This is a genomic window from Micromonospora sp. NPDC023869 (genome assembly GCF_055559695.1).
In genome coordinates this window covers 135,553-161,396 of the sequence record NZ_JBVHKD010000010.1, presented here as the reverse complement: position 1 = coordinate 161,396, position 25,844 = coordinate 135,553, and the positions used below count along the sequence as shown (strand labels likewise).

The following is a 25,844-nucleotide window of genomic DNA, read 5'->3' as shown; positions in this document are numbered from 1 at the left end:
GTCTCTCCTCACCGGGGGGTCAGTAGCCCGCGATCTCCGGCCACCGGCATTCGACGCCGGCGGCCGTGACGCGGTCGGTGAACTCGGCCAGCAGCCGGGGGGTGCCGCGGACCGCGCGCGGGGACTCGCCCCGCGCCAGACAGAAGTCGGCGAGCAGACCGGCGACCTCGCCGACGTTCCACTCGACCGGGTGCAGCCGGTAGCTGCCGTTGGTGACGTGCGTGGTGCCGATGTTCTTGCCGGCCGGCAGCAGGTTCTCCATCCGCTGCGGGATCAGCGCGCCGAGTGGGATCTCGAACGGGCAGGACCCGACGTCGATGTAGTTGTCGCCGCCGGTCGACGGGTGCAGGTCGATGCGGTACATCCCGACGCCGATCGAGTCGGGGTACCGCACTGCGCCGTGCGCGCCGCGTACCGCGAGGGAGAGGTCCTGCTCCACCACGGTGTACTCGGCCCGGATCCGGCGCGACTCCCGGATGTAGGGCGCCTGGGCCAGACCGGCCGGGTTGCCGGTCACGTCGCCGCGCAACCGCAGCCCGGGGAAGCCGGTACCGCCGTCGGGTCGCGGTGCCTCGGTCTGCAACCAGTAGAAGAGGGAGTACGACAGCTCGCGTGCCTTGGCCAGGTGCCACGACGCGTTGGGCACGTCGATGACCGGGCCCTCGAAGTAGTCGATCATCGGCCAGTTGACCAGGGTGATGTCGCTGGCGTACGCGCCGTCGACGAAGTTGCGCCGGGCGGCGATCCGACGGAACGTCCACAGGTTGCCGTCGCCGGGGTTGACGCGCTGGTCGGCGTTGACCAGCCACGGCTCGTCGTCCGGGTTCGGGGTGAAGCTGCGCTCCAGGATCTCCAGCGTGCGCGGGTTCGGCGAACGCCAGGACAGCAGCCGGTCACCCCAGAAGTCGGGCTTGTAGTCGCGCCAGAAGTCGTACCCGGCGGGCCGGTCGATGGTGTGATCCCCGTCGACGTGGTCGATGGCGAAGCAGACCGACACGGCCTGCATGTTCATCGGTTGTGCCTCGGCCGGGGCGCTCGGCTCGCCGGTCTGCTCCCGCGACTCGAAACCGGTGACGTACTCGGTGCCGGTCAGCGGCAGCAGCTCGCCGGTCTCGGTGGCGTCCAGCACGTACGGCGCGGTGACGTCGATCCGGTCCTCGCGGTCCCGGTGCGCCAGCGTGACGCCGGTGACCCGGTCCCCGTCGGTGGCCGCCGCCACCGGCCGGTACGGCTGGAGCACGGTCAACCGGCCCGAGCCCCGGTACGGCGCGAGCATCTGCTCCAGCACGGCGACCGCCACCCGGGGCTCGTGGCAGAGCCGGCTAACCCAGCCGGCGCCCGGGTTGAGGTCGGTCCAGGAGCGGGAGCGTTCGGTGAGCGGGTAGTGCCGTCGGTAGTAGTCGCGGATGCCGGTGCGCAGCGCCCGATAGCTGGCGGTGGCACCGAACTGCTCGATCCAGGAGTGCTCGTCGGGCGGGACGGCCTGGCTGGTGAGCTGCCCGCCGAGCCAGTCGAACTCCTCGGTCAGGATCACCGACCGGCCGGCCCGGGCCGCCGCGAGCGCGGCGGCGACCCCGCCCAGCCCGCCGCCGACGATGAGGACGTCCGCACGCATCTGTGCCACTTGCTTCCTTCCAGTCGCGCGGGCCGCCTATCGGCGGTCGACCGCCGGATCGGGGGCGCCGAGGGTGTCGCCCTCGACGAACTCGCAGGCCAGGAGTCGTTGCTGGACGCCGTCGGCGCTGCCGTCGATGACCGCGGTCAGCACCTCGACCGACTGCCGGCCCATCTCCTCGCGGGGGATGTGGAACCCGGTGAAGGCGGTGTCGGTGGGCACCGGCACCGTCGGGTCGCCGAGCGTCAGGATCGACAGGTCACCGGGTACGCGTAGCCCGCGTCGGCGGGCGGCCGACTCCAGCGCCACGGCGGTGGCGAAGTCCTCCACGAAGACGACGGTGCTGCCGTCGGCGACCAGGTCGTCCAGGACGGCCTCGGCGTCGTGCGTCGGGCCGGTCAGGCGGCGGGCCGACTCCGCGTCCGGTGCGGCGGCGTCGAACCCGCGCCGGCGGTCGGCCGAGGACTCGGCGGTGGCGTCCACGCCCAGGTAGGCCAGCCGCCGGTGGCCGTGTGTCAGGGCCAGCGCGACGAGTTGGCGTACCGCTGCGGCGTAGTCGGTGCCGACGTAGGGGACCGGTCCTCCGGCGTCGTCCCGGCGGCCCACCGCCACGTACGGGTACCCGTCGCGGTTGAGCCGGAGCAGCTCGGCGGCGTCGATCTCGCGTCCGAGCAGGATGCACCCGTCGGCCAGGCGCAGCCGGTTGTCCCGGTGGAAGATCCGTCGACGCCCGTCGACCACCGGTGCGCTGGTGAACAGCAGCAGGTCGCAGCCGACCCGTTCGGCGTACTCCTCGATGCCGAGCAGGAAGGGGTGGAAGAAGTCCCGGCTGCGGCTGGGGAACGCCGGCTCGTAGGTGAAGACGCCGATGATCCGGTTGAACCGGGAGGCGAGCCGACGGGCGACCGGGTCGGCGGCGTACCCGGTCTCGGCGATCACCCGCAGCACCCGGTCCCGGGTCTCGGGGGCGATGCGCACCTCCGCGTCGGCGCGGTTGTTGAGCACCAGCGACACGGTCGCCTGGCTGACGCCGGCCATCCGTGCGATGTCACGTTGTGTGACGCGTCGGGGTGCAGGGGGCACGGGAGAGTCCTTCCACTGCCGCTAATGCGTATTAGCGTGCGGGCTGGGAAGGAGCTTCGCGGCTGAACCCGATCGATGTCAAGAGGCTAATCCGTATTAGCAGAACGCCGAGATGCCCCGGTGCTCCCCGCTGTCCACGGAGAGCTACACGGAGCGTGACAGTCTGCTGCGTACGTGACGGAGGCGGTCCCGGCCGGTCTCAGGCCCGGCCGGTGACCAGGTACTGCATCTGGTGCTCGTGGTTCGGCGCCACGCCGTACCGGCGGTCCAGCTCGTAGATCGACGTCAGCGGAACGGCCGTGACGTCCGCGAGGCCCGCCTCCTCCAGCACCGCCACGGTCTTGTCGATGGAGGTCGCGGTGGCCAGCGGCAGTTCGGCCTGCACCTGGCTGTCGTAGTGGCCGGTGAAGTTCTCCGAGGCGTTGTCGAGGCCGTTCGGGAACCAGGTGCTGTCCACCACCGCGACGATGCCGCCGGGACGCAGCAGACGGATCCAGTTGGCCACTGCGGTCTGCGGCTCGCGCAGGGTCCACATCAGGTACCGGCTGGTGACGGCGTCGAAGCTGCCCGCCGGGAAGTCCGGCGCGACGGCGTCGCCGAGCTGGATGACCGGGCCGTCGGTGACGGCGGCGGCGTGCCGACGGGCCTCGGCGAGCATGCCCTCGGACAGGTCGGTGCCGGTGACGCGGTGCCCGAGGCCGGCCAGGACCATGGCCACCTGACCGGTGCCGGTGCCGACGTCGAGCACGTCCAGCGGCGCGGCCGGCAGGGCCTGCGACCAGATCTGCGACCAGGCCCGTTGGTCGTCGGCGAAGCGGTCGGGGCGCTGCTGGTACTCGTCGTAGGCGGGCGCGCGGCCGGTCCAGTAGGCGTTGATGCGTTCCTGCGTGGTCATGCCGCAGTCCTCTCGTCGATGCTCGGGTGGATCGGGTGGAACAGCAGATGGACGGCGCCGTCGAGGTCCAGGCGTCGGATGCCGATGCCGTAGACGGGTTCCAGGACGGCGGGGTCGAGGACCTCGTCGACGGTGCCGGTGGCGGCGACGCCGCCCGCGCCGAGCAGCACCAGGTCGTCGCAGTATCGGGCGGCCAGGTTGAGATCGTGCAGCACGACGACCGAGCAGGTGTCCAGCGTGCGGACCAGGTGCAGGATCTCGTGCTGGTAGCGGATGTCGAGATGGTTGGTGGGCTCGTCGAGCAGCAGGTGGGTGGCCTGCTGGGCGAGCGCGCGGGCGATCAGCACCCGCTGCCGCTCCCCGCCGGAGAGTTGGGCGAACGCCCGCCCGCTCAGGTGCGTGGCACCGACCCGGCTCAGGCAGCCGGCGGCGATCTCGTGGTCGGCCCGACCGGCCCGCTGGAACGTCGACAGGTGCGGTCCCCGGCCGAGCAGCACCAACTCCGCCACGGTCAGGGCGGTCTCCCCACCGGTCTCCTGCACGACCACGGCCAGCCGCCGCGCGGCCTCCCGGGCGGGCAGGGTGGACAGCGTGTCGCCGTCCACCGTGACCTGACCGGTCCGACTGCGCAGAGCACCATAGAGCAACCGCAGCAGCGTGGTCTTGCCGCTGCCGTTGGGCCCGATCAGACCGAGGACCCGACCCGGCCGGGCCGTCACGCTGACCCCGTCGATGACCGGGTTCGCGCCGTAGCGCCAGGTGACGCCGGTCGCCTCGATCACGGCTGCTCCCGGAACCGCTGCACGATCCGCTCCAGGCCGTCGATCGACAGCGGCGTCGGCGGCTCGGTGAAGTTGAACAGCTGCGTCATGACCTGGCCGTTGCGGACCGCGTTGAGCTGCTGCGCGCCCGGCAGTCCGGTGAGACCCTGCTCGACGGCCCGGGGGTCGCCGTCGCCGTAGAGCAGGATCAGCACGTCCGGGTTGCGGCCGAGCAGTTCCTCGACGGTGACCTCGAAGACCCGATCCTTGACGTCGCCGAAGACGTTGCGGAAGCCGGCGGCCTCCAACTGCGGGTGGGCCATGCTCCCGGTGCCGTACGCGTACGTGGTGCCGCCGCCGACGGTCGGGTAGAGCACCGCCGCGGTACGCCCGGACGAGGTGCCCGCCTCGGCCTGGACCTTCGTCATCCGGTCCTTGAGCGCGGTGACCGCGGTCGTCGCCTCGGCCTGGCGGCCGAACACCCGACCGTACGTCTCCATCTGCCGGTAGATGTCGTCGAAGCTCGGCACGGCGGTGCTGTCCGGGCACATCGCCGGCTCCTCCAGCAGCGGGATGTCCACCGCCTCCAGGGTGTCGCGGGAGAGGTTGTCGACCTCGCCGAGGACCAGGTCGGGCTCCTGGCTGATCACCACCTCCTTGGAGATCTGGAGGTGGCCGCTGGTGTCGGTCTTGTCGGTCAGCAGCGGGATCCGATCCAGCTCGGCCTGGGTGGCCGCGTCGTAGTACTCCTTCGGGTACTGCCCGGCGCGGGCGGTGGCCCGGTCCAGGACGCCGAGCGCGTGCAGGTAGGGCACGGCGGCGCTCTTGAGCAGCACGACCCGCTGCGGAGGGGCGTCGAAGGTGACGTCCACGCCGCAGTTGGTCACCGTCACCGGATAGCCGGGACCGGCCTCGGTCGGCCCGTCGGCGGTGCCGCCGCACCCGGCGACGAGCAGCACGCACGCGGAGGCGGCGGCGGTGGCGAGGCGGGTTGCCTTCAACATCGTTTCTCCTTGACGGGTGGGCTCTTCAGGCACCGGAGGCGTGCAGACGGCGGATCAGGACCAGCAGGAAGGGAGCGCCGAGCAGGGAGGTGATGATGCCGATCGGAATCTCCTGCGGCGCCAGCAGCACCCGGGCCAGCACGTCGGCCCAGACCAGCAGGATCGCCCCGAGCAGCGCGGCCACCGGCACCACGCGGACGTGCGGCGCGCCGACGATGCGTCGGGCCAGGTGTGGCACGACCAGGCCGACGAACCCGATGCTGCCGGCGGCGGAGACCAGGATGCCGACGCTGAGCGAGACCAGCACGAGCAGCCGGAGCCGGAACCGGTCCGGCGAGACGCCCAGGGTGTGCGCGGTCTCGTCGCCGATGGCCAGGACGTCGAGTCGCCGCCCGACGACGGTCAGGTAGCCGATGGTGCCGATCAGCACCACCGCGGCGATCAGCAGCAGAGCGTTCCAGCGGGCCAGGCCCAGCGACCCGAGGAGCCAGAACATCACCGACCGGGCGCCCTCGGCGGAACCGGAGGCGAAGATCAGGAAGCTGGTGGTGGCGTACAGCGCGTACCCGACGGCGACGCCGGCCAGCAGCAGCCGGATGGAGGTGACCCGGCCGCCGCTGCGCGCGATCAGGAAGACCAGCAGCGACGCGCCGAGCGCGCCGACGAACGCGCTGGTGGATAGCGCGTACTGGCCGAAGCCGGCGCCCGCGCCGAACAGGATCGCGGCGGCCGCGCCGCTGGAGGCGCCGGAGTTGATCCCGAGCAGGTACGGGTCGGCGAGCACGTTGCGGACCATGGCCTGCAACGCCACCCCGCAGACCGCCAGCCCGGCGCCGACCAGCATGCCGAGCAGGACCCGGGGCAGCCGGACCTGCCAGACGATCGCCTGCTGCGGCCCGGTCCAGGTCACCTCGCCGGGCACCCCGAGGAGCTGGTGCCCGATGATCCGGGCCACCGTGAGCGGGGGGATGCCGATCGCCCCGGCACCGACCGCGACCAGCCCGGTCAGGAGCAGGCCGATAGTCAGCGCGAGCAGCCAGAGGCCGGTCCGACGGCGCTGCGCCGCCACGCCGAGCACGTCCGTCCGGCTCGTCGGCAGGGTGGTGACGCTCACCGCACTCCCACGCAAAGTCGTTGTTCTTGCCAAGTCTTTGCAAAAACTAACACCAAGATCACGCCAGCGGAAGGCGGATGAGTCGTTGTTCACCCGCCGCTCGACCCGGCGTCGCGGCGCGGACATCACACCGGCGCGACGGTCGTCGGGCGCGATCCGGACGCTAGGATCCGAAGCGGTACTGGTTCGCCCCGGCCGTCCGGTCGGAGCGTCGTAAGAGGGAACCCGGTGTGAATCCGGGACTGCCCCGCAGCGGTGAGTGGGAACGACCGCCGTCACACGCACTGGACACCTGTCCGGGAAGCGACGGCCAGTAGGAGACCGGCCCAGCCGGTCGCGCCCACGAGTCCGAAGACCTGCCCGTGCCGCGTGCGCAGCCGCGCACGCCGCCGTCGGCCTCGCGGGAGGGCCAGGGCGAGGCCGGTCGTCGCGCCGTGCCCTCCCCAGCCTTCCCCGGAGCCGTACCGCCGGACCTCGAGGGAAGGGAACCCTGGCGACATGACCACTCCGTTCGGCACGAGCACCGTGCTCGGCTATCCGCGCATCGGCCCGCGTCGTGAACTCAAGACCGCGGTCGAGGGCTACTGGGCCGGCCGCGTCGACGAGCCGACCCTGCGGGCCACCGCCGCACAGGTACGCGAACAGACCTGGCGCACGTTGCACGACGCCGGCCTGTCCGCCGTACCGTCCAACACGTTCTCGCTCTACGACCACGTGCTCGACGCGGCCGTCACGGTCGACGCCGTACCCGACCGGTTCCGCCGGCGGGGCCTCGGTGAGCTGGACACCTACTTCGCCATGGCACGCGGCACCGCGCAGGAGCCGCCGCTGGAGATGACGAAGTGGTTCGACACCAACTACCACTACCTGGTGCCTGAGATCGGCCCGGACACCGCCTTCGCCGCCCGGGCCGACAAGCCGCTCGCCGAGTACGGGCGGGCCCGGGAGCTCGGCATCACCACGCGTCCGGTCCTGGTCGGCCCGGCGACCCTGCTGCTGCTGTCCAAGCCCACCGCCGACGCGCCGGACGGGTTCCGCCCGTTCGACCGGCTGGACGACCTGGCCGACGTCTACGCCGACCTGCTGTCCGCGCTCGCCGACGCCGGGGTGCCGTGGGTGCAGCTCGACGAACCGGCGTACGTCGGCGACCGGTCCGACGCAGAGATCCGCGACCTCGGTGCCGTCTACGCCCGCCTCGGCGCGCTGACCCACCGGCCCCGCCTGTTCGTCGCCGCCTACTTCGGCGAACTCGGCGACGCGCTGCCCGCGCTGCTGGACACGCCGATCGAGGCGATCGGTCTGGACCTGGTCGCCGGACCCGGCGACCTGGACCGGCTCGCCGGCCACGGCGCGCTGCCGGGCCGGACCGTGGTCGCCGGGCTGGTCGACGGCCGCAACGTGTGGCGGACCGACCTGCGGGCCGCCGCGGCCGTCGGCGCCACCCTCACCGGGCTCGCCGACACCGTCGCGGTGTCCACCTCCTGCTCGCTGCTGCACGTGCCGGTGGACCTGGCCGCCGAGACCGACCTCGACCCTCGGCTGCGCGAACGGTTGGCGTTCGCCCGGCAGAAGGTGGACGAGGTGGTCGCGCTCGGTCGGGTGCTGCGCGACGGGGTGGGCGAGCTGCCCGCCGCGCCTCCGCCTCCGCCGGCGCAGTGGCGTGACGACGCGGCCCGCGCCCGCCTGGAGGCGCTGCGGCCCGAGCACACCCGACGCGGCCCGTACCCGCACCGTGCCGAGGCCCAGCGTCGACGCCTCGGGCTGCCCGCGCTGGCGACCACCACCATCGGGTCGTTCCCGCAGACCGACGCGCTGCGCCGGGCCCGGGCCGAGCACCGGGCCGGTCGCCTGGACGCGGCCGGCTACGCCGAGCGGATGCGGGCCGAGATCGCCGAGGTGGTGGCCGAACAGGAACGCCTCGGGCTGGACGTGCTGGTGCACGGCGAGCCGGAGCGCAACGACATGGTGCAGTACTTCGCCGAACACCTCGACGGCTTCGCCGCCACCGCCCACGGCTGGGTCCAGTCGTACGGCTCCCGGTGCGTACGCCCGCCGATCCTGTACGGCGACGTGACCCGGAGCGTACCGATCACGGTGACCTGGTCCCGCTACGCCCAGTCGCTCACCGACCGGCCGGTCAAGGGCATGCTCACCGGCCCGGTGACCATCCTGGCCTGGTCGTTCGTGCGGGTGGACCAACCGCTGGCGGAGACCGCCCGACAGGTCGCGCTGGCCCTGCGCGACGAGGCGCGGGACCTGGAGACGGCGGGCATCCGGATCATCCAGGTCGACGAGCCCGCGCTGCGGGAACTGCTGCCACCGCGCCGCCGGGACCACACCGCCTACCTGGACTGGGCGGTGGCCGCCTTCCGGCTGGCGACCAGCGGCGTCGCCGACGCCACGGCGATCCACACCCACCTGTGCTACTCGGAGTTCGGTGAGGTGCTGCCCGCCATCGACGCCCTGGACGCCGACGTGACCAGCATCGAGGCGTCCCGTTCCCGGATGGAGATCCTCGACGACCTGGCCACCGTCGGCTACACCCGGGGGATCGGACCGGGTGTCTACGACATCCACTCGCCCCGGGTGCCGGATGCGGCCGAGGTGGTGACCGCGCTGCGCCGGGCGGCGGCGGTCGTCGACCCGCAGCGGCTCTGGGTCAACCCGGACTGCGGGCTCAAGACCCGGGGCTACCACGAGGTCCGTCCCGCCCTGACCGCGCTGGTCCGGGCCGCCGCCTCGGTCCGCGCCGAACTGGCCGCCGAGGGCGGGCCGACGAGCGACTCCTGACCCGGTGGCGTCCGCCGGTGGGGGCCTCCCACCGGCGGGCACCGCCGACGGACCGCACACCCGAGACAGTCCTCCCGGACCGGAAGGGTCAGGGTGCGCTGGCCTTGACCACGACCGCTTCCGGGGCCGGCGGTTGCTCGGCCGGTGGGAGGCGTCGGGCCAGCCGCCGGACCGCGGTGTTGAGCACGGCGATCAGCGGTACCGCGATGAGCGCGCCGAAGATGCCGTCGAGCACCACACCGGCGGTGACCGCCAGCACCACCGGCAGCGGGTGCAGCGCCACCGCCTTGCCCATGATCCACGGTTGGAGGACGTTCCCCTCGACCTGCTGCACCACGATCACCGCGCCGAGGATGCACAGCGCGGTGACCCAGCCGCCGTCCACCAGCGCGACCAGCACCGCCACCGCGCCGGAGAGCGTGGCACCGACGATCGGGATGAACGCGCCGAGGAAGACCAGCGCGGCTAGGGCGAAGGCGAACGGCACGTCGAACAGCACCAGCGCGATGCCGATGCCCACCGCGTCGATGAACGCCACCAGCACGGTGGCCCGTACGTAGGCGACCAGGGTCTGCCACGAGGCCCTGCCGGCGTCGTCGAGCCGCCAACGGGCGGCGACCGGGAACATCCCGACGATGAACCGCCAGATGCGCTGCCCGTCGCGGAGGAAGAAGAACATGGCGAAGAGGACCAGCAGCGCGCCGGTGAATATCTCGACCACCGTGCCGGCGGTGGAGAGCGCGCCGGTCGTCAGCGCCTGGGTGTTCTCGTTGATCCAGTTCTGTCCGGCCTGGATGTACTGGTCCAACGTGCCGTCGGAGAGGTTCAGCGGCCCGTCGCGCAGCCAGTTCTGGATCTGCCCGATGCCGTCGGCCGCGTTGCGGCTGAGGTCGGGCAGACCGGTGATGAACTCGTTGACCACCATCGTCAGCGTGCCGACCACGGCGGCCAGTCCACCGATCAGCACCACGGCGGTGGCCAGCGTCCGCGGGAAGCGGGCCCGCAGCAGCCAGCCGACGGCGGGTGCCAGCAGCGCGGAGAGCAGCAGCGCCACCAGCAGCGGCACGATCACGACGCGGATGGTGCCCATGAACCGCAGCATCGCCCAGCCGACGATACCGATGACGATGATCCGCCACGACCAGGCGGCGGCGATCCGCAACGAGTGCGGCACCCCGGCGTCGTCGCGGCTGATCGTCGAGGGATGGGCGTCCTCGCCGTCGCCGTTGCCGGAGCGGGGTTCGGGGATGGGCCGAGCGAGTTCCTCCGCGCGGTCGGCCCGCCGGGTGCGGTCCCGGTCCCGGGCCGCGCGCACCGACGCGCGTCCCCCGTCGTACGCCCGGCGCAGTCGTTGCCGCATCTGCTCGAACCGGCTCAACGAAACCCCCAGGTGAAGATCGGTCGGTACACCGTATCGGGTCGGGCCACACAGCGGCACGGTGACCAGCGGCCGGACCTCGCCGCACCGGATTCCGCCGACGATCTTGGCCGGTGACGGCCGGCGGTTCGGGCCCTATCCTGGCGCTTCGTGTCCGGGTGTCCGGGCGGTGCCGCCCGAGGCGGGTCCCTCCGGACATGTGGGCTCCACCTGTCACGAGGAGGTTCCCGGGTGAGAAGGTTCGCGGTACTCGTCACCGCGGTGATGGCGGCCACGGCGGTCGCCGTACCGGCCCAGGCGCGCTCGACGTCGACCCCGACGGCGGTCACCCTCAAGCCGCCGCTGAGCGGCCTGGTCGACCGGGCCGAGCCGGCCACCGGCGCGTACGCCCCGGTGGTGGACAGTTTCGTCATCCGGGTCAACTGGAGCGACCTGCAACCGCAGCAGCAGGCCGGCACCGACCACGGCGGCGCGCTCGACACCACGGCGATCGACCAGGCGGTGACCGCCGCGAACGCGGCCGGCATGCACGCCCGGCTGCGGGTGGTCGGCGGCATCCACGCGCCGGACTGGGCGAAGACGCTGGGCGGTGCCAGCCCGATCCCGTGGTACACCAGCGGCAGCCTGACCGGCACGATCGGTGCGTTCTGGACCAGCGAGTACGGGACGGCCTACCAGAACCTCCAGGACCGGCTGGCCGCCCGCTACGACGACGAGCCCCGGATCCGGGACGTGGTGATCGCCCGCTGCACCACCGAGTTCGCCGAGCCGTACATCCGGCAGACCGGGCAGCTCAGCCTGAACCGGCCCGGCCTGGAGGCGGCCGGCTACACCGGGGCGGCCGACGACCAGTGCCACCGCGACGAGATCGACGCGCACGACGTGTGGGAGCAGACCCGCTCCTACCTGGCGTTCAACCCGTACCAGCGGATCAACGAGGTGACCTGGACCGGGTCGGTGGACATGCCGTACACCCGGCAGATGATCGACTACTGCCGCACCTCGCTGGGCGCTCGGTGCGTGCTGGGCAACAACTCGATGTACCCGGACCGTCCGAACAACTACTACGCGATGTGGGCGTACATCGCGGGCAAGGGCGGCCCGATCAGCTACCAGACGGCGACCGCCGACCTGGTCTGCGCCAACCAGGACCCGTGCCCGGCGTCGACCTGGAACCAGACGCTCGAACTCGCCCTCACCTACGGGGCGAACGCCGTGGAGCTGCCCAGGACGAAGACCGGCTACCAGAGCTGGTCCATCGCGGACGTGTCGCCGGACCACGGGTTGCAGCACTACGACGACCTGCTGGAGGCCGCCGCCGGGCCGTGACGCGGCAGCGCCGGGACGCGGCCGGGCGCGGTGCGTAGACTCCGATCCGGACGATCGCCCTGCTCACGGCCGCTCTCGACGCGCCACACGGCGGTGCCGGCGAGCTGCGGAAGAGGCTCATGACCAAGACCTACGACGTACCGCTGCTGGTGCTGACCGTGGCGACCGGGGCGATCGACGGCGTCAGTTTCCTCGCGCTGGACCGGGTCTTCACCGGCAACATGACCGGCAACGTGCTCTTCATCGGCTTCGGCCTGGCCGGGGTCTCCGGGCTGCCGGTGCTCAACAACCTGGTGGCGCTGCTGGCCTTCATGCTCGGCGCGGTACTCGCCGCCCGGCTGACCCGGGGCGCGACGGGCCCGGCGAAGCTGCCCCGTTCCGGTCTGCTCGTCCTGGTCGCCGGAAGCGCGTCGACGCTGGCGCTGGCCGTGCTCTGGCTCGGCACCGGTTCGCCGGACGGGATAGCGCTGCTGGTCGTCACCGGGCTGTTGGCGCTGGTGCTCGGTGCCCAGGCGGCGGCCGTCCGCCACATCGGCATCCGGGACCTCTCCACGGTGGTGGTGACGATGACGATGGTCAACCTCTCGGCGGACAGCCGGGCTGCCGGTGGCGTGGGCGCGGCATGGGCCCGGCGGCTCGCCGCGATCGTCGCGATGGGCCTCGGCGCCCTGGTCGCGGCGCTGCTGACGCTGCGGGTCGGCGGGTCCTGGGCGTTGCTGATGGCGGGTGTGGTGATGGCGGCCGGTACGGCGATGATCGCGGCGGTCCGCCGCCGGGAGATCGCCGCCGCGACGGACGCGCGGGCGGCCGGTCCGGCCGCCTGAACCCCGCCCGACGCACGGTCCGGCGACCCCACCTGCGACCCCGCCGACCGGGTAACCCTGAGCGTGATCGGTCGACACCGCAATGCCAGCATGACGGCATGGATATCTACGAGGACGAGCGGACGGTGTCGCGGGCGGACCTGGCCGCGTGGCTGCGGCAGGTGGCGAGCCAGGTGGAGAGCGGGCAGGTCTTCTACGGCGCCGCCGGCACCATCGCCGTCGCCGACCAGGTGCACTGCGAGCTGGAGATCGAGCAGGAGGGCAAGGACGAGTACTCGATCGAGATCGAGTTCTCCTGGAAGAACCCGGCGGCCGAGGCGGAGAAGCCGAAGGCCGACGCGGAGAAGACCGACGCCGAGAAGGCGGCGGCGACCGAGGCGGACGAGGAGCCGGAGACGGAGTCCTCGACGACCGACTAGCGGCGCGCCGATCCCGTTCGGGGAGGGCCGCCGTGACCGGCGTGGGCGGGACGACCCGCCTGTCCGGTGACGCGGCGCGCCCTCGCCGATGGCACCGGTCGGTGCGTCGTGCTCACCGCAGCCGTCCGCGCCGACCGAACCAGTCCCGCGAGACCCGGGTGTTCAGCGCCCACAGCACCCAGAACAGCAGGATCGCACCGACGCAGGTGATCGCGCCCCACAGGCCGAGTGAGGCGGCGGCCAGCAGACCGGTCAGCGCGTACGCCGGATAGGGCGCCCACTGGCGGCGGGCGGCCAGGCTGACCGCGACCAGCGTGCACGACACGGCCATCACGGCGAAGAAGACGGCGGCGCCGAGCGAACCGCCGTCGACCACCGCGCGGTGGGCGGTCGCCAGCGCGAACAGCAGCGCCAGTACGCCGAAGACGAGCACGGTGATCCGGACGGGTGTGGGTGTCGCGGGGTGTCGGAAGGTGTCGCGGTAGCCGCCGTCGTGGGCTCGTCCGACCATACCGACAACGATGGGCGTCGACGCGTGACCGCAGGCCGCCACTGTCGCCAATGCGACACTTCCCGGCGGCCTAAGCTTCGGGCCATGGCCAGGTACTTCGACGTGCATCCGGACAACCCGCAGCCGCGCCTCATCGGTCAGGTGATCGACATCGTCCGGCGCGACGGCCTGATCGCCTATCCGACCGACTCCTGCTTCGCGCTGGGCAGCCGGCTCGGCAACAAGGACGGCATGGACCGGATCCGGGAGATCCGCCAGCTCGACAGCGGTCACCACTTCACCCTGGTCTGCCGGGACTTCGCCCAGCTCGGCCAGTTCGTGCAGCTCGACAACGCGGTGTTCCGGGCGGTGAAGGCGGCCACCCCGGGCGGCTACACCTTCATCCTGCCGGCCACCCGCGAGGTCCCGCGTCGGCTGCTGCACCCGCGCAAGAAGACCGTGGGCGTCCGCATCCCCGCGCATCCGGTCACCCGTGCGCTGCTCGACGAGTGGGGCGAGCCGTTGCTGTCGAGCACCCTGCTGCTGCCCGGTGACGAGGAGCCGATGACCCAGGGCTGGGAGATCAAGGAACGCCTCGACCACGCGGTGGACGCGGTGGTCGACGCGGGGGAGTGCGGCACCGAGCCGACCACGGTGATCGACTTCTCGGACGGCGAGCCGGAGATCGTCCGGGTCGGCGCCGGTGACCCGGACCGCTTCTCCTGAGCACCACCACCGGCACGGTCGTCAGGGGCGGTGCCGCCGGGTGGCCGACGCCTGACGGGTGGGGCGGCGCAGCACGGCGATCCGGTCACCCCGGGTACGCACCGACGTCCGCCCGCCCGGTCGACGTCGCACCGTCAGGTCGAAGGTGTGCCCGCCGACCCGTACCCCCTCCAGCGTGAGGTCCGGCAGCCATGGCGGCAGGTGCGGGTCGACGAGGATCGCCCGCAGCGGCGCGGCCGGGCGCAGCGCGAGCAACGCCTGCACCAGCGCGACGATGGCGCTGGCCGACCACGCCTGCGGGGAACACGAGTTCGGATAGACCCCGGGGTGCGGGAAGGTGTCGCGGGGCAGGCCGCTGAGCACCTCGGGGAGGCGGTGCTCGGCGAAGAGGGCCGACGCCGCGAACGTCCCCTCGGCGAGTCGGTGCAGGTGGTCCCAACAGCCGTACCGGGCGAGCCCGAGGCCGATGGTGCCCGCCTCGACCGGCCAGACACTGCCCCGGTGGTAGCTGAACGGGTTGTACGCCGGGTGCGTGGCGGAGAGCGTCCGGATGCCCCACCCGCTGAACATGTCCGGCGCGAGCAGCCGGTCGGCCACCACGGGCGCGATCCGCGCCGGCACGATCCCGCTGGTGAGCAGGTGCCCGTCGTTGGAGTTGACCGAGCGGACCTGCTGCCCGTCCGGGCCGAGGGCCATCGCGTAGCAGCCCCGGTCCGGCATCCAGAAGGCGCGGTGGAACCGGCGACGCAGCGCCCTCGCCCGACGCAGCAGGGCCACGCCGGTCGCGGGATGGCCGGTCACCGTGAACGTCACGGCCGCGTGCCGCAGGGCGGCGTACCAGTAGGCCTGCAACTCGCTGCTCGCGATCGGGTTCGGCACCAGCCGGCCGTGCTCGTCGACCACCGCGTCGTCGGAGTCCTTCCAGCCCTGGTTCTTCACACCGGCCCGCGAGCGGCAGTGGTACTCCAGGAAACCGTCGTGGTCCACGTCGCCGAACCGGTCGAGCCAGTCCAGCGCGCGACGCGTCGCCGGCAGCAACTCGCGGACCGTGTCGAGGTCCCCGGTCCAGGCGTAGTACTGGCCGAGGAAGACGAGGAAGTCCGGCGCGGTGGACCAGTCGCCGTGGTAGTGCGACAGCGGATCGAGGCCGAGCGCGGACACCGGCCCCTGACGCGCCTCGTGCAGCGGCTTGCCGGGCTCCTCGTCGCGCCAGTCGTCGATGCGCCGCCCGAGGTGCGCGGCGTTGAGCCGGAGACTGTCGGCCAGCATCGTCGGACCGGCGAGCAACGCCTGCCACGAGGCGGTCATCGTGTCCCGCCCGAAGATCTCCTGATAGATCGGCAGACCGGCGATGGGTGCGGTCGGGCCGGCCGGCTCGCCCAGAGGCAGCCCGGCCAGGTCCTCCGTCGCGCATCGCCAGGCTGCCGTGACGTCGAAGTTGGTGCTGGTCAACCGGGTGAACTCGCGTTCCAGCCGGCCACGTGCCGCGCCGGCCAGGTCACCGGAGTCGGTGAAGCTCGGCGGTGGCGCGACGAGACGTTCGCCGTCGAAGACGGGCTCGACGAGGATCTCCACCTGTCGGCGTTCGCGGGTCGGCAGCGCCAGGTCCACCTCGAAGCCGTCGTCGGCGTACCGGATCGGCTGGTCGGTGCGGACCCGGATCGCCACCGCCCGGTCCAGGCCGTCGCAGCGGTACGTCAGCCGTAGCTCCCGCTCCGCCGGATCCCACCGGCGCTCGACCGTGCCGGACTGCACCCGCCGACCCCGCTCGGCCTCGCCGGTGTCCGCGAAGTCGGCGCTCAGCTCGATCCGCAGCCGCAGTTCCAGCGGTACGTCCGCGTAGCTGAGCACGGTCAGCCGGGTCCGCAGCCCGGCCCCCACGAACCGGGCCATGGTCAGGTACGCCGCCCGCGAGGGCAGCTCGTCACCGGCACCCAGCTCGGCGTACGACAGTTGGGCGTACCCTCCGACGGTGGCCGTGCTGAACGGCACCGGCTCCCGCCCGTCGACGGTGATCCGCTCGGTGTGCAGCACCCGGGTGTTGCGGGCGAAGAACCCCTGCGGACCGGTGCCGACGATCCGGCCCCGGACGTCGGTGACCAGGGTGCTCCAGCCGCTGGCCAGATAGAGCAGGTCGGGGCGGACGCGCAGATTGCGGACCCGGCTCATCCCGTTCCCCCCGGCCTGCGCTGGACTCCGCGTGCAGCGCGGGGTCGTCGGTCGGCGGTTCCTACCCCTTCACCGCCTGGGTACACCTGCGGGCATGGACGGGGGAGGGTCCCGTGGTGCGGAACCCTCCCCCGGTGGTGGCTACCGGATCAGCCGGTGAACCTGAAGTACGTGCGGTACTGGTATCCGTTGTCGAGGGTCAGCACGAACTCACGGCAGGTGCCGGCCCAGGCGGGGTCGGTCTTCCAGACGTACTGGTACTGGCCCCTGGCGTTGGCCGACATGCGGGAGTTGCCGGGGTTGACGGCCGCCACCGGGACCGGTCGCGGCGTGATCGAACCGTCCGGGTTGACCGTCCGCAGGGTGTCGCAGTCGACCAGGCGGGAGTACGGCGAGTTGCTGGCCAGGATGTCCAGCCCCCGGTTGCTCGCGAGCTGGAACTTCATCGGTGCCGCGTCCCCGGCGGGCAGCGTGTTCAGCCCGGGCGCCCCGGTGCGGCCGACGAAGTCGCCCCGGCAGGACGGGTGCGTGTCGAACGCCTCGGTGTTGTCGTCCCGGTTGGTGGTGCCCTGCACCGCGCTGTAGCCGAGACCCCGGCGGGCGAACGAGGCCCAGAGGGTGCAGGCGTTGTCGCCGCCGGTCAGCGCCGCGTCGGCGGCGATGATGGCGTTGCGGCCGACCACGAAGCCCGGCCCGCAGCCCTGCATCTTCAACCCGTCCATGACGAGCTGCATGGCGAGGTTGTTGCCGCCGGTGTTCCAGTCGCCGTACACGTTCGGGTTAAGACCGTGCCGGTCGATGAGGTCCCAGGTGACGTCCCAGAGGACGGCGGCCCAGCCGTGTCCGATGCCGTGCGGCGCGGCCAGCGAGGTGCCGTTCAGCCAGCCGCCGGTCTTGATGCTGTCGTAGGTGAACGGCTGCGTCTCCATGTTCCGCGAGTACGGCCGGGGGCGCAGCCCGTTGCCGGTGCGGTCGGACTGATAGAGCACGTACGGCACCAGGCCCCGCGAGCCGTCGGCGGTGTCGAGGGCCGGGTCCAGCAGCGTGGTGATCGCGAAGAAGTCGCTCCAGCCCTCGCCCATCTGCTCGTTGCCGGTCAGGCAGTTGATTCCCGGGCCGCCGGTCAGTCGCAGCGAGATGCCGTGCCCGTACTCGTGGATGATGATGCCGGCGTCGAGGTCGCCGTCGCGCATACCCGGGTGGCTGGGGTGCTTGCGGACCGACCCGGTGACGGTGCCCTCGGCGATCGCGGCCTTGATGGTGGTGCCGTCGGCCTGGGTGACCGCCACCGCGGGGATGGTGACCGGCGCGGACGTCATGGCACCGGTGAGCACCGGGGCGGCTCCGGCCGCGTTGTGCGCGACCACCACCGCGTCGGCGCCGAGCGACTCGGCGATCTGGGTGCGCAGCAGGTAGGTGCAGGCGGTGGTGCCGCCGTCGACCACCGCGACCCAGCCGCCGTCGGGCAGCGTGGCCGGGTACGACGAGGCGGCGCAGCCGGTGCCGCCGTGCACGAACGGGCGGGCGGACAGACCGGCGCTGGTCGGTGCCGGGCTGTAGCGCGACCAGGTGGCGTCGAACGACCCGACCCCGTCGACGACGACCTGGTTCTGGGCGCCGAACTGGTTGCCCGGCCACAGGTACATCTGCATCCGGGGTACGCCGACGCCGTCCACCGCCGGGGTGGAGAAGTTGGCGTTGTTCGAGCCGCCGCCGTCGGCGGCCTCGGCGCGGACGTAGTCGCCGCCGACACCGCCGCGACCGTAGTTGTTCGCCTGGAAGTTCCCGGACGCCTCGTCGAAGCCGTAGCGGTACGAGACGTCGTGGATGATGTTGTTCCAGTAGAACAGGTTGGCGGTGGCCGCGTCCCGGTAGCTCTGCGGGTTCTCGTTCAGGTCGAGCGGGAAGTTGAAGGTCAGGTTCGGACCGCCGTCCGGGCTGCTGCCGAAGTCCGGCGCGTTGTTGTTGTCCTGGTCCTGGTACGCGTGGACGTTGTTGCCCTGGGTGGTGGTGAACTCGGGGCCGGGCACGCCGTCGGTGTCGTGCCAGCCGTGCGGCGAGGCCAACGCGTCCGCCGGGTTGGTCACCACGCTGCGGGGGCCGTCGTTCGGGCTCTCCGTCGGGTAGCCGTAGACGTGGTAGCTCGACCCGTCCTGCACGGGGTCGGGCGTGCCGAGTGGTGCGGAGCGCCGAGCCGGCAACGTCCGGCCGGAGACCGGGTGCAGGGTCTCGGCGAGGTCGTCCGTGTGCTCGTGGGTGGTCCAGTCGTCGGCGCCGAGCAGGTCGCCGCTCTCCGCATCGACGGTGGCGTTCCAGAGGTGGGCGTCGGTGGCGTCGTCGATGACGAGCTGCCAGGCGAGACGGAGCCCGCTGTCGGTGGGTTGCCAGCCGAGCTTGGCCGGGATGGGCTCGGCGGAGACGCCGCTGCCGCTGACGACGGTGCGCTGGGCCGGGCCGCCGGCGCGGCTCATGACGCGGGTGTTCGTGGGCGTGGGCAGGTCGAGGGCGTCGGCCGCGGCCTCGACGGCGTCCACGGCGTCCAGGTCGGGGGCGGTGGCGTCGCCGGTCAGGTCGGCCACGAGGGTGTCGCCGACGAAGATGACGCTGCCGTCGCGGGCGACGTTGACCGTCGCGGTGGCCCCGAAGATCTCCAACTTCTCGTGGCGTTGGGCGAGGTTGACGTGGGTGACGCCGGTGTGTCGGCTGGTGTAGCTGGAGAGCACGGCCAGGTCGCCGAGATCGGCGGCGGTCACGCCGTGCCGGGCCGGGTTGGCGCGCAGGTAGGCGGCGGCGATGTCCTCCGGGGTGCCCTGGTTCGGGCCGGTCAGGAAGATCTCGTTGGACTTGAGGGGTTCCTCCGGCGCCGCCGAGGCGGGTTTCGCGGCGACCGAGGTCAACGAGGCGACGAGGGCGGTGGACAACAGCAACGCGCCGCTGCGGCGAGCGCGTGACGAGCGGGGGTTTCGGGGCACTTCTGCTCCTTCGGGGGTGGAAAGGACAGCACGGAGCGCCGATCCACTACCGACGTGGCGGCCCGTCACGGGGGCGTGACGCTCGCGGCCGGTGACGGTGCGTGTCCGTCTCCGTGCGAGGTGGATCACGTCGACGCTACGGCCCAGCTCATGACGGGTCATCCGACGGGTGTTCAAAGATTTCGATATATGACTCCTGCGTCTGTCGGGTCCGCCCGCCGACCTCGGCGACGTGCCGGCGGTCATGCCGTTCCGGGCGTAGACACTGCGTGTATAGCCCGTGTGTATAGTGGCGTTCATGTCTGTCGGTTACGCCCTACTGGGTCTGCTGGAGCAGGGCCCGCGCCACGGTTACGACCTCAAGCGCTCCTACGACGACCAGTTCGGTCGCGGTCGGTCGCTGCACTACGGGCAGGTCTACGCCACGCTCGCGCGCCTGCTCAAGAACGGTCTCGTCGAGGTCCAGTCCGAGCCCGGCGAGGGCCCGGACCGCAAGCGGTACGCGATCACCGAGGCCGGCGTCACCGACGTCGAGCAGTGGCTGGCCCGACCGGAGCAGCCCGAGGTCTATCTCCAGAGCAAGCTCTACACCAAGGTCGTGCTGGCGCTGCTGACCGACCGTGACGCGGTCGACCTGCTCGACGTGCAGCGCGCCGCGCACCTGGCGCAGATGCGGGAGCTGACCCAGCGCAAGCTCGCCGGTGACCTGGCCGACCAGCTCGTCTGTGACCACGCCCTGTTCCACCTGGAAGCCGACCTGCGCTGGCTGGAGCTGACCGCCGCACGGCTGGACCAGCTCCGCGCGCAGGTGCGAGAGGAGACGCGATGAACGCCGCAACGGACACCCCGCTGCTGGAGGCGGAGGACCTGGTCAAGACGTACGGCGCCACCCCGGCGCTGGACGGCGCGTCGCTGCGGGTACACGCCGGTGAGGTGCTCGCCCTGATGGGCCCCTCCGGCTCCGGCAAGTCCACCCTGCTGCACTGCCTGGCCGGAATCGTCGCGCCGGACTCCGGCCGGGTCCGCTACGCCGGGCAGGACCTGGTCGCCCTGTCCGACCAGCGTCGCAGCGCGCTGCGCCGGACCGAGTTCGGGTTCGTGTTCCAGTTCGGGCAGCTCGTCCCGGAGCTGACCTGCCTGGAGAACGTCGCGCTGCCGTTGCGGCTGTCCGGCGTACGGCGGCGGGAGGCGGCACGTCGGGCGAGCGACGCACTGGCCCGGCTGGAGGTCGACGACGTGGCGGGCAAGCGCCCCGGCGAGGTCTCCGGCGGCCAGGGCCAACGGGTGGCGGTGGCCCGCGCGCTGATCACCGGCCCTCGGGTGATCTTCGCCGACGAGCCGACCGGCGCGCTCGACTCGCTCAACGGCGAGCGGGTGATGCGGCTCTTCGTCGAGGCGGCCCGGCAGACCGGCGCCGCGGTCGTGCTCGTCACGCACGAGGTGCGGGTGGCCGCGTACTCCGACCGGGAGGTCGTGGTGCGCGACGGCAAGGTCCGTACCCCGGCGCACGTCCGATGAGCGCCGGGACGCGGCGCGGCGCGGTGGGCTGGCTCGACGACCTGGCGCTGGGCGTACGGCTCAGCGTGGCGGGCGGTCGGTCCGGCTGGGCCCGACTGGCCCTGATCTCGGTCGGTGTGGGCCTCGGGGTGGTGCTGCTGCTGACCGCCGCCGCCCTGCCCACGCTGGCCGCCGCGCGCGGCGACCGGGAGGCGGCACGCCTGCCGGGCCCGGTGGTGTCCGCACCCGGTCCGGACACCCTGCTGACCGTGGACGTGGAGTCCCGTTACCGGGGCGCCGACGTCAACGGCTGGCTGGTGCGGCCCGAGGGGGAGCGGCCGCCGCTGCCACCCGGTGTCGACCGCCGGTTGGCCCCGGGGGAGATGGTCGTCTCGCCGGCCCTGGCCGAGCTGCTCGACTCGCCCGAGGGTGCGTTGCTGCGGGAGCGGTGGGGCGGCCGGGTGGTCGGCACGATCGGCCCCGACGGGTTGGCCGGTCCGGACGAACGACTCTTCTACCTCAACTCGGAGCAGGTGGACGAGGAGAGCCTCGGCGCCCGGCGGATCGACGCGTACGGCGGCGACGGCCCGCAGGAGGCCGGGGGAGTGTCGCCGGTGCTGCTGGTGCTGGGCGTGCTGGGCCTGGTGGTCCTGCTGCTGCCGGTGATGATCTTCGTGACCACGGCGGTGCGGTTCGGCAGTGAGGCCCGGGACCGCCAACTCGCCGCGATCCGGCTGGTCGGCGCGGACAGCGCGATGACCCGGCGGGTGGCGGCGGGGGAGAGCCTGGTCGGCGCGGTGCTCGGGTTGGCTCTCGGGGCGCTCGCATTCCTCGGCGTCCGTGGGGTGGCCGGCGACCTGCTGCCGCCCGGGTTCAGCTTCTTCGCCGCCGACATGCGTCCGGTACCCGTGCTGGCGCTGCTGGTCGTGGTGCTGGTGCCGACCGTCGCGGTCCTGGTCACCCTCTCCGCGCTGCGGCGGGTGGTGATCGAGCCGCTCGGCGTGGTCCGGCGCGGCGGCGAGCGTCATCGTCGATTCTGGTGGCGGCCGCTGCCGTCACTGGTCGGACTCCTTCTGCTCTACCCGCTGCTCGGCGGTTTCACCGAGCAGGCCGGCGGCCTGCTGGTGGAGCTGCAACTCGCCGCCGGGGCGACGCTGCTCCTGGTCGGGGTGGCGCTGCTGCTGCCATGGTTGGTGCAGGCGACGGTACGGCGGCTGGGTGGCGGCGGCGTCGCGTGGCAGCTCGCGGTACGCCGGTTGCAACTGGACAGCGACACCGCCGTCCGGGCCGTCTCCGGCATCGCGGTGTCGGTGGCCGGCGTGATCGCCGTGCAGGGAGTGCTCGGCGCGGCGCAGACGTACAGTGCGAGCGACCTGAGCCCCGACGACGACTTCCAGGCCGTCGTCTACGTGTACGAGCAGGGCGCGCCCGACGGTCCCGCGCGGACCTGGGCCGAGGCGCTGGCCGACACGGTCGGGGTCCGGGCCACCAGCGGGCTGGCGGATCTGGGCACCGCCCCGGACGCGGCGCAGGTCCACCGGGTCTACATCGCCGACTGCGCGGCCCTGCGTCAGTACGCCGAGCTGCCCTCCTGTGCCGAGGGTGACAGCTTCGCCGGCCCGGGTGGCGCGTCGACGCAGGCGGGCACCACGCTCACCTTCGACGACGACGGCACGCCGATCCGCTGGACGGTGCCGGCCGAGGTCCCCACGGTGCGGCAGTACTCCACGCTGGTCGTGGCGGACTTCCTGCTCACCCCGGGAGCGTTGGAGGTCCCGCCGGTCAATCCGAGCAGCGTGCTCGTCGCGTACGACCCGGCCGACCGGGACACGGTGGAGCGGTTGCGCAACACCGTCGCGCAGGTGGACCCGACGGCGGTCGTGCAGACGTTCGAGGAACGCCGCACCTCCTCGGTACTGGCCGGTTACCAGCAGGCGCTCCAGATCGGCGCGGTCGTCCTGCTGCTGGTCATCGGCGCGAGCATGCTGGTCAACATCCTCGAACAGTTGCGCGAGCGGCGGCGGCCGTTGGCGGTGCTCAGCGCATTCGGTGCCCGCCGCCGCAGCCTCTCCGGATCCGTGCTCTACCAGGTGGCGATCCCGGTGACGCTGGGCATGCTGCTGGCGGTGGTGACCGGAAGCGCGGTGGCGGCCCTGCTCCAGTCGGTCGCCGGGATCTCCGTCGGCGTCAACTGGGCGGCCATTGCCGGAGTGTCCGGCACCGCTGCGGTGCTGGTGCTCGTGGTCACCGCCGCCAGCCTGCCACTGCTGTGGCGGTTGACCCGGGCCGAGGGGCTACGCAGCGAATAGTCGTCAGCGACCCGGCGGATTCGCGGCGTGGCTCGGGGCACGCCGCGAATCCGCTTGACCTGAAGTTCGGTTGAGGTCGGAAGCTCGGCTCCATGACGACCCCGATGGATGTGGCGCCGCCGCGCCGTGTGGCGGGACGGCGGGAGTGGTACGGGCTCGCGGTGCTCGCCCTGCCGGCCCTGCTCGCCTCGCTGGAACTGACCGTGACGCACCTGGCGTTACCGACGATCGGCCGGGACCTCTCGGCCAGCAGCACCGAGCTGCTGTGGATCGTCGACGTCTACGCCTTCCTGCTCGCCGGCTCCCTCATCACCATGGGCGTGTGGGGTGACCGCATCGGACGACGCCGCATGCTGCTGCTCGGCGCCGCCGGCTACGGCGTCGCCTCGGTGGCCGCGGCGTACGCCCCCACCGTGGAACTGCTGATCGTCGCCCGGGCGTTGATGGGGGTCGCCGGCTCGACGCTGATGCCGGCCATCCTCTCCCTGGTGACGATCATGTTCGTCGACGCACGACAGCGGGCGGTGGCCATCGGGGTGGTGATCGCCAGCGTCTCCGGCGGTACGGCGGTCGGGCCACTGGTCGGCGGGTGGCTGCTGGAGCGGTTCTGGTGGGGCTCGGTGTTCCTGCTCGGCGTACCGGTGATGCTGGTGCTGCTGGTGGTGGGGCCGGCGCTGCTGCCCGAGCGGCGCGCCGCCACCGGCCGGTTGGACCTGGTCAGCGCGCTGCTCTCGCTCGGTGCGGTGCTGCCGGTGGTGTACGGGCTCAAGCGGATCGCCGCCGACGGCGTGCACCCGACGTCGCTGCTGGCGGTCGTGGCGGGCCTGGCCGCCGCCGTGCTGTTCGTCCGGCGGCAGCGCGGCCGCACCGACCCGTTCCTGGACCTCTGGCTCTTCGCCGACCGCCGACTCACCGTCGCCGCCGCCACGCTGGCGCTCGGCATCTTCGTCCTCTGGGGATCCAATCTCGCCATCGCGCAGTACCTGCAACTGGTGCAGGGCCTGTCCCCGCTGGCGGCGGGCATGTGGACCGCGCCCTCGGCCGTCGGCGTGATCGTCGGGTCCACGCTGGCCCCACGGATCGCCCGCCGGGTCGACCCGGCCACGGTCACCGCGACCGGTCTGGCGCTCGCCGCGGTCGGTTACGGCCTGCTCACCCAGGTCGAGGTCGGCGGACTGGCGATCCTGGTGACCGGGGCGGTCGTCGTCTCCGCCGGACTGGGGCCGATGATGGCGCTCGCCACCGACATGGTCGTCGGAGCCGCACCACCGCAGCGGGCCGGCGCGGCGGCGGCGATCTCCGCCACGGCGCCGCAACTCGGTGGTGCCTTCGGCATCGCGCTGCTCGGCAGCCTGATCACCGCGGTCTACCGGCACGACATGGCCACGGCGGTCCCCGCCGAGGCCGGTCCGGAGGCGACGACCGCCGCGCGGGACAACCTCACCGCCGCCCTGGCCGCTGGCGACCGCCTGCCCGCCGAGGTCGGTGAGCGGCTCCTCGCCGCCGCGCGGGAGGCGTTCGTGCACGGGTTCCGCCTGGCCGCCGTGGCCAGCGCCGTGCTGATGGCGGGTACGGCCCTGCTGGTCGCCGTCACACTACGGCGGCGCGCCGAACGCCGTCGGCAGGCTTTCGTGTCCGCCGAGTGAAAGTCCACGCCACAATGCACAGAAGTATCGACGGCTTGTGATATACGGGCTACGCTCCGAGCGAATCGTCGTCGATCCCGAGGGGTGGCCATGTCCCGTCGTACCGGAAGGCCCTCCTACCTGGCGACCCCGCCGGCCTCGGCCGCCCGGACCTCCGGCTGGTCCATCCTCGGTGCCGTCACGGCAGTGCTGGTGGTGGCCCTGGTGGGCGGGCTGGTCGGGTACACCCTGGGACGGCCGAACGAAACCGACTCGCGGATCGCCGAGATGCGCGCGGCGGAGGTCGAACGGGACGCGCGCCAGATCGTCGAACTGACCGACCTGGCGCGCCGGACCGGCCAGGAGATGGCCCCGATCCTGGTCGCCGTGCGGGAGAACGGAGAGTCCGGCCGGGCTCCCGAAGCGGCGCAGCTCGACCAGTGGCGGCAGACCATGCGCCAACTCACCGAGCAGTACGCCGACCCGCCCTCGGGCACCACGGCCACCAACGTCGCCCGGGGCGGCCTGCGCAGCGCGGTGGCCCAGGCCACCGTCGCGGTCGACGCGGTGGCCCTGGCGGTGTCCGCCCCCGACGCCCTGCGGCCCGACCACCTGGCGCTGGCCGCCCGGCAGGCCACGCTCGCCGCCACCACCTGGTCGGTGGCCGCGACCCAACTCGACCAGATCAACATCGACGCCGGCAACGGCCACCAGCACGTGCACCTCGACGCCGGGGAGGCCGACGGCGCCCTCACGCCCGACGGCGCCGCGGAGGGCACCGGCGGCTGACGGGCTGTGCGCCCACCGCCGAGACGACTACCGTTGCGGGCGGCGACGGGCCGCA

At 72.5% G+C, this 25,844-nt stretch carries 20 protein-coding genes and 1 riboswitch; of the genes, 10 read left to right on the top strand and 10 right to left on the bottom strand.

Annotated features, from left to right (window positions below; translation table 11 throughout):
* Positions 1-19: 19 nt before the first annotated feature.
* From ACZ31C_RS25005 to ACZ31C_RS24980, 6 genes are all read right to left on the bottom strand, one after another.
* Positions 20-1,615, bottom strand: coding sequence for an FAD-dependent oxidoreductase (locus ACZ31C_RS25005; RefSeq protein WP_465797386.1), 1,596 nt, complete (start codon positions 1,613-1,615; stop codon positions 20-22).
* Positions 1,616-1,651: 36 nt separating this feature from the next.
* The gene (locus tag ACZ31C_RS25000; protein WP_465797334.1) at positions 1,652-2,698 is read right to left on the bottom strand and encodes a LacI family DNA-binding transcriptional regulator; all 1,047 of its coding nucleotides are present in this window, start codon (positions 2,696-2,698) and stop codon (positions 1,652-1,654) included.
* Between the two features lie 199 nt (positions 2,699-2,897).
* Positions 2,898-3,593, bottom strand: a complete 696-nt coding sequence (locus ACZ31C_RS24995) for a class I SAM-dependent methyltransferase (RefSeq protein ID WP_350697137.1) — start codon at positions 3,591-3,593, stop codon at positions 2,898-2,900.
* On the bottom strand, positions 3,590-4,375 hold the full coding sequence (locus ACZ31C_RS24990) for an ABC transporter ATP-binding protein (protein WP_465797333.1): 786 nt from the start codon (positions 4,373-4,375) through the stop codon (positions 3,590-3,592). Before ACZ31C_RS24990 ends, ACZ31C_RS24995 begins: the two co-directional genes overlap by 4 nt.
* Positions 4,372-5,358: an ABC transporter substrate-binding protein gene (locus ACZ31C_RS24985; RefSeq protein ID WP_465797332.1), complete on the bottom strand. Its 987-nt coding sequence runs from the start codon at positions 5,356-5,358 to the stop codon at positions 4,372-4,374. The genes ACZ31C_RS24990 and ACZ31C_RS24985 overlap by 4 nt, the downstream gene beginning before the upstream one ends.
* 25 nt (positions 5,359-5,383) lie before the next feature.
* Positions 5,384-6,472, bottom strand: coding sequence for a FecCD family ABC transporter permease (locus ACZ31C_RS24980; protein WP_465797331.1), 1,089 nt, complete (start codon positions 6,470-6,472; stop codon positions 5,384-5,386).
* 165 nt (positions 6,473-6,637) lie between these two features.
* A riboswitch (cobalamin riboswitch) is annotated at positions 6,638-6,850 on the top strand.
* 120 nt (positions 6,851-6,970) lie between these two features.
* Between ACZ31C_RS24980 and metE the strand changes: the two genes are divergently transcribed.
* Positions 6,971-9,262, top strand: coding sequence for a 5-methyltetrahydropteroyltriglutamate--homocysteine S-methyltransferase (gene metE, locus ACZ31C_RS24975; protein WP_465797330.1), 2,292 nt, complete (start codon positions 6,971-6,973; stop codon positions 9,260-9,262).
* Positions 9,263-9,350: 88 nt separating this feature from the next.
* On the opposite strand, the gene ACZ31C_RS24970 is transcribed toward metE, so the two are convergent.
* Positions 9,351-10,622 (bottom strand): AI-2E family transporter, encoded by a 1,272-nt coding sequence (locus ACZ31C_RS24970; RefSeq protein ID WP_465797385.1) that lies wholly within the window; start codon positions 10,620-10,622, stop codon positions 9,351-9,353.
* A gap of 249 nt (positions 10,623-10,871) precedes the next feature.
* On the opposite strand from ACZ31C_RS24970, the gene ACZ31C_RS24965 reads away from it, so the two are divergent.
* From ACZ31C_RS24965 to ACZ31C_RS24955, 3 genes are all read left to right on the top strand, one after another.
* The gene (locus ACZ31C_RS24965; protein WP_465797329.1) at positions 10,872-11,969 is read left to right on the top strand and encodes a hypothetical protein; all 1,098 of its coding nucleotides are present in this window, start codon (positions 10,872-10,874) and stop codon (positions 11,967-11,969) included.
* Positions 11,970-12,088: 119 nt separating this feature from the next.
* Positions 12,089-12,793 carry a YoaK family protein gene (locus tag ACZ31C_RS24960; RefSeq protein WP_465797328.1) on the top strand — a complete coding sequence of 235 codons (705 nt, stop codon included), beginning with the start codon at positions 12,089-12,091 and terminating at the stop codon, positions 12,791-12,793.
* Positions 12,794-12,891: 98 nt separating this feature from the next.
* Positions 12,892-13,212 carry an amphi-Trp domain-containing protein gene (locus ACZ31C_RS24955; RefSeq protein ID WP_465797327.1) on the top strand — a complete coding sequence of 107 codons (321 nt, stop codon included), beginning with the start codon at positions 12,892-12,894 and terminating at the stop codon, positions 13,210-13,212.
* Positions 13,213-13,324: 112 nt separating this feature from the next.
* Here the strand turns inward: ACZ31C_RS24955 and ACZ31C_RS24950 are convergent, their stop codons facing one another.
* Entirely contained in the window at positions 13,325-13,723 is a 399-nt protein-coding gene (locus ACZ31C_RS24950; protein ID WP_465797326.1) for a hypothetical protein, read from the bottom strand.
* Between the two features lie 84 nt (positions 13,724-13,807).
* Here ACZ31C_RS24950 and ACZ31C_RS24945 point away from each other — a divergent pair, with 84 nt between their 5' ends.
* Positions 13,808-14,428 (top strand): L-threonylcarbamoyladenylate synthase, encoded by a 621-nt coding sequence (locus ACZ31C_RS24945; RefSeq protein WP_465797325.1) that lies wholly within the window; start codon positions 13,808-13,810, stop codon positions 14,426-14,428.
* Positions 14,429-14,449: 21 nt separating this feature from the next.
* Here the strand turns inward: ACZ31C_RS24945 and ACZ31C_RS24940 are convergent, their stop codons facing one another.
* Together ACZ31C_RS24940 and ACZ31C_RS24935 are read right to left on the bottom strand one after the other, a co-directional pair.
* Positions 14,450-16,597, bottom strand: coding sequence for an amylo-alpha-1,6-glucosidase (locus tag ACZ31C_RS24940; RefSeq protein WP_465797324.1), 2,148 nt, complete (start codon positions 16,595-16,597; stop codon positions 14,450-14,452).
* A 149-nt stretch (positions 16,598-16,746) separates the two neighbouring features.
* The gene (locus ACZ31C_RS24935) at positions 16,747-19,569 is read right to left on the bottom strand and encodes a M36 family metallopeptidase (protein ID WP_465797323.1); all 2,823 of its coding nucleotides are present in this window, start codon (positions 19,567-19,569) and stop codon (positions 16,747-16,749) included.
* A gap of 298 nt (positions 19,570-19,867) precedes the next feature.
* On the opposite strand from ACZ31C_RS24935, the gene ACZ31C_RS24930 reads away from it, so the two are divergent.
* The 5 genes from ACZ31C_RS24930 (at position 19,868) to ACZ31C_RS24910 (ending at position 25,789) form a co-directional block, all read left to right on the top strand.
* Positions 19,868-20,398, top strand: a complete 531-nt coding sequence (locus ACZ31C_RS24930) for a PadR family transcriptional regulator (RefSeq protein ID WP_465797322.1) — start codon at positions 19,868-19,870, stop codon at positions 20,396-20,398.
* Positions 20,395-21,087: an ABC transporter ATP-binding protein gene (locus ACZ31C_RS24925; protein ID WP_465797321.1), complete on the top strand. Its 693-nt coding sequence runs from the start codon at positions 20,395-20,397 to the stop codon at positions 21,085-21,087. The genes ACZ31C_RS24930 and ACZ31C_RS24925 overlap by 4 nt, the downstream gene beginning before the upstream one ends.
* Positions 21,084-23,375 (top strand): FtsX-like permease family protein, encoded by a 2,292-nt coding sequence (locus tag ACZ31C_RS24920; RefSeq protein WP_465797320.1) that lies wholly within the window; start codon positions 21,084-21,086, stop codon positions 23,373-23,375. The genes ACZ31C_RS24925 and ACZ31C_RS24920 overlap by 4 nt, the downstream gene beginning before the upstream one ends.
* A gap of 92 nt (positions 23,376-23,467) precedes the next feature.
* Positions 23,468-25,021: an MFS transporter gene (locus ACZ31C_RS24915; protein ID WP_465797319.1), complete on the top strand. Its 1,554-nt coding sequence runs from the start codon at positions 23,468-23,470 to the stop codon at positions 25,019-25,021.
* A 90-nt stretch (positions 25,022-25,111) separates the two neighbouring features.
* A complete protein-coding gene (locus ACZ31C_RS24910) occupies positions 25,112-25,789 on the top strand; it encodes a hypothetical protein (protein WP_465797318.1) in 678 nt (225 codons plus the stop codon).
* The last annotated feature ends 55 nt before the right edge of the window (positions 25,790-25,844 follow it).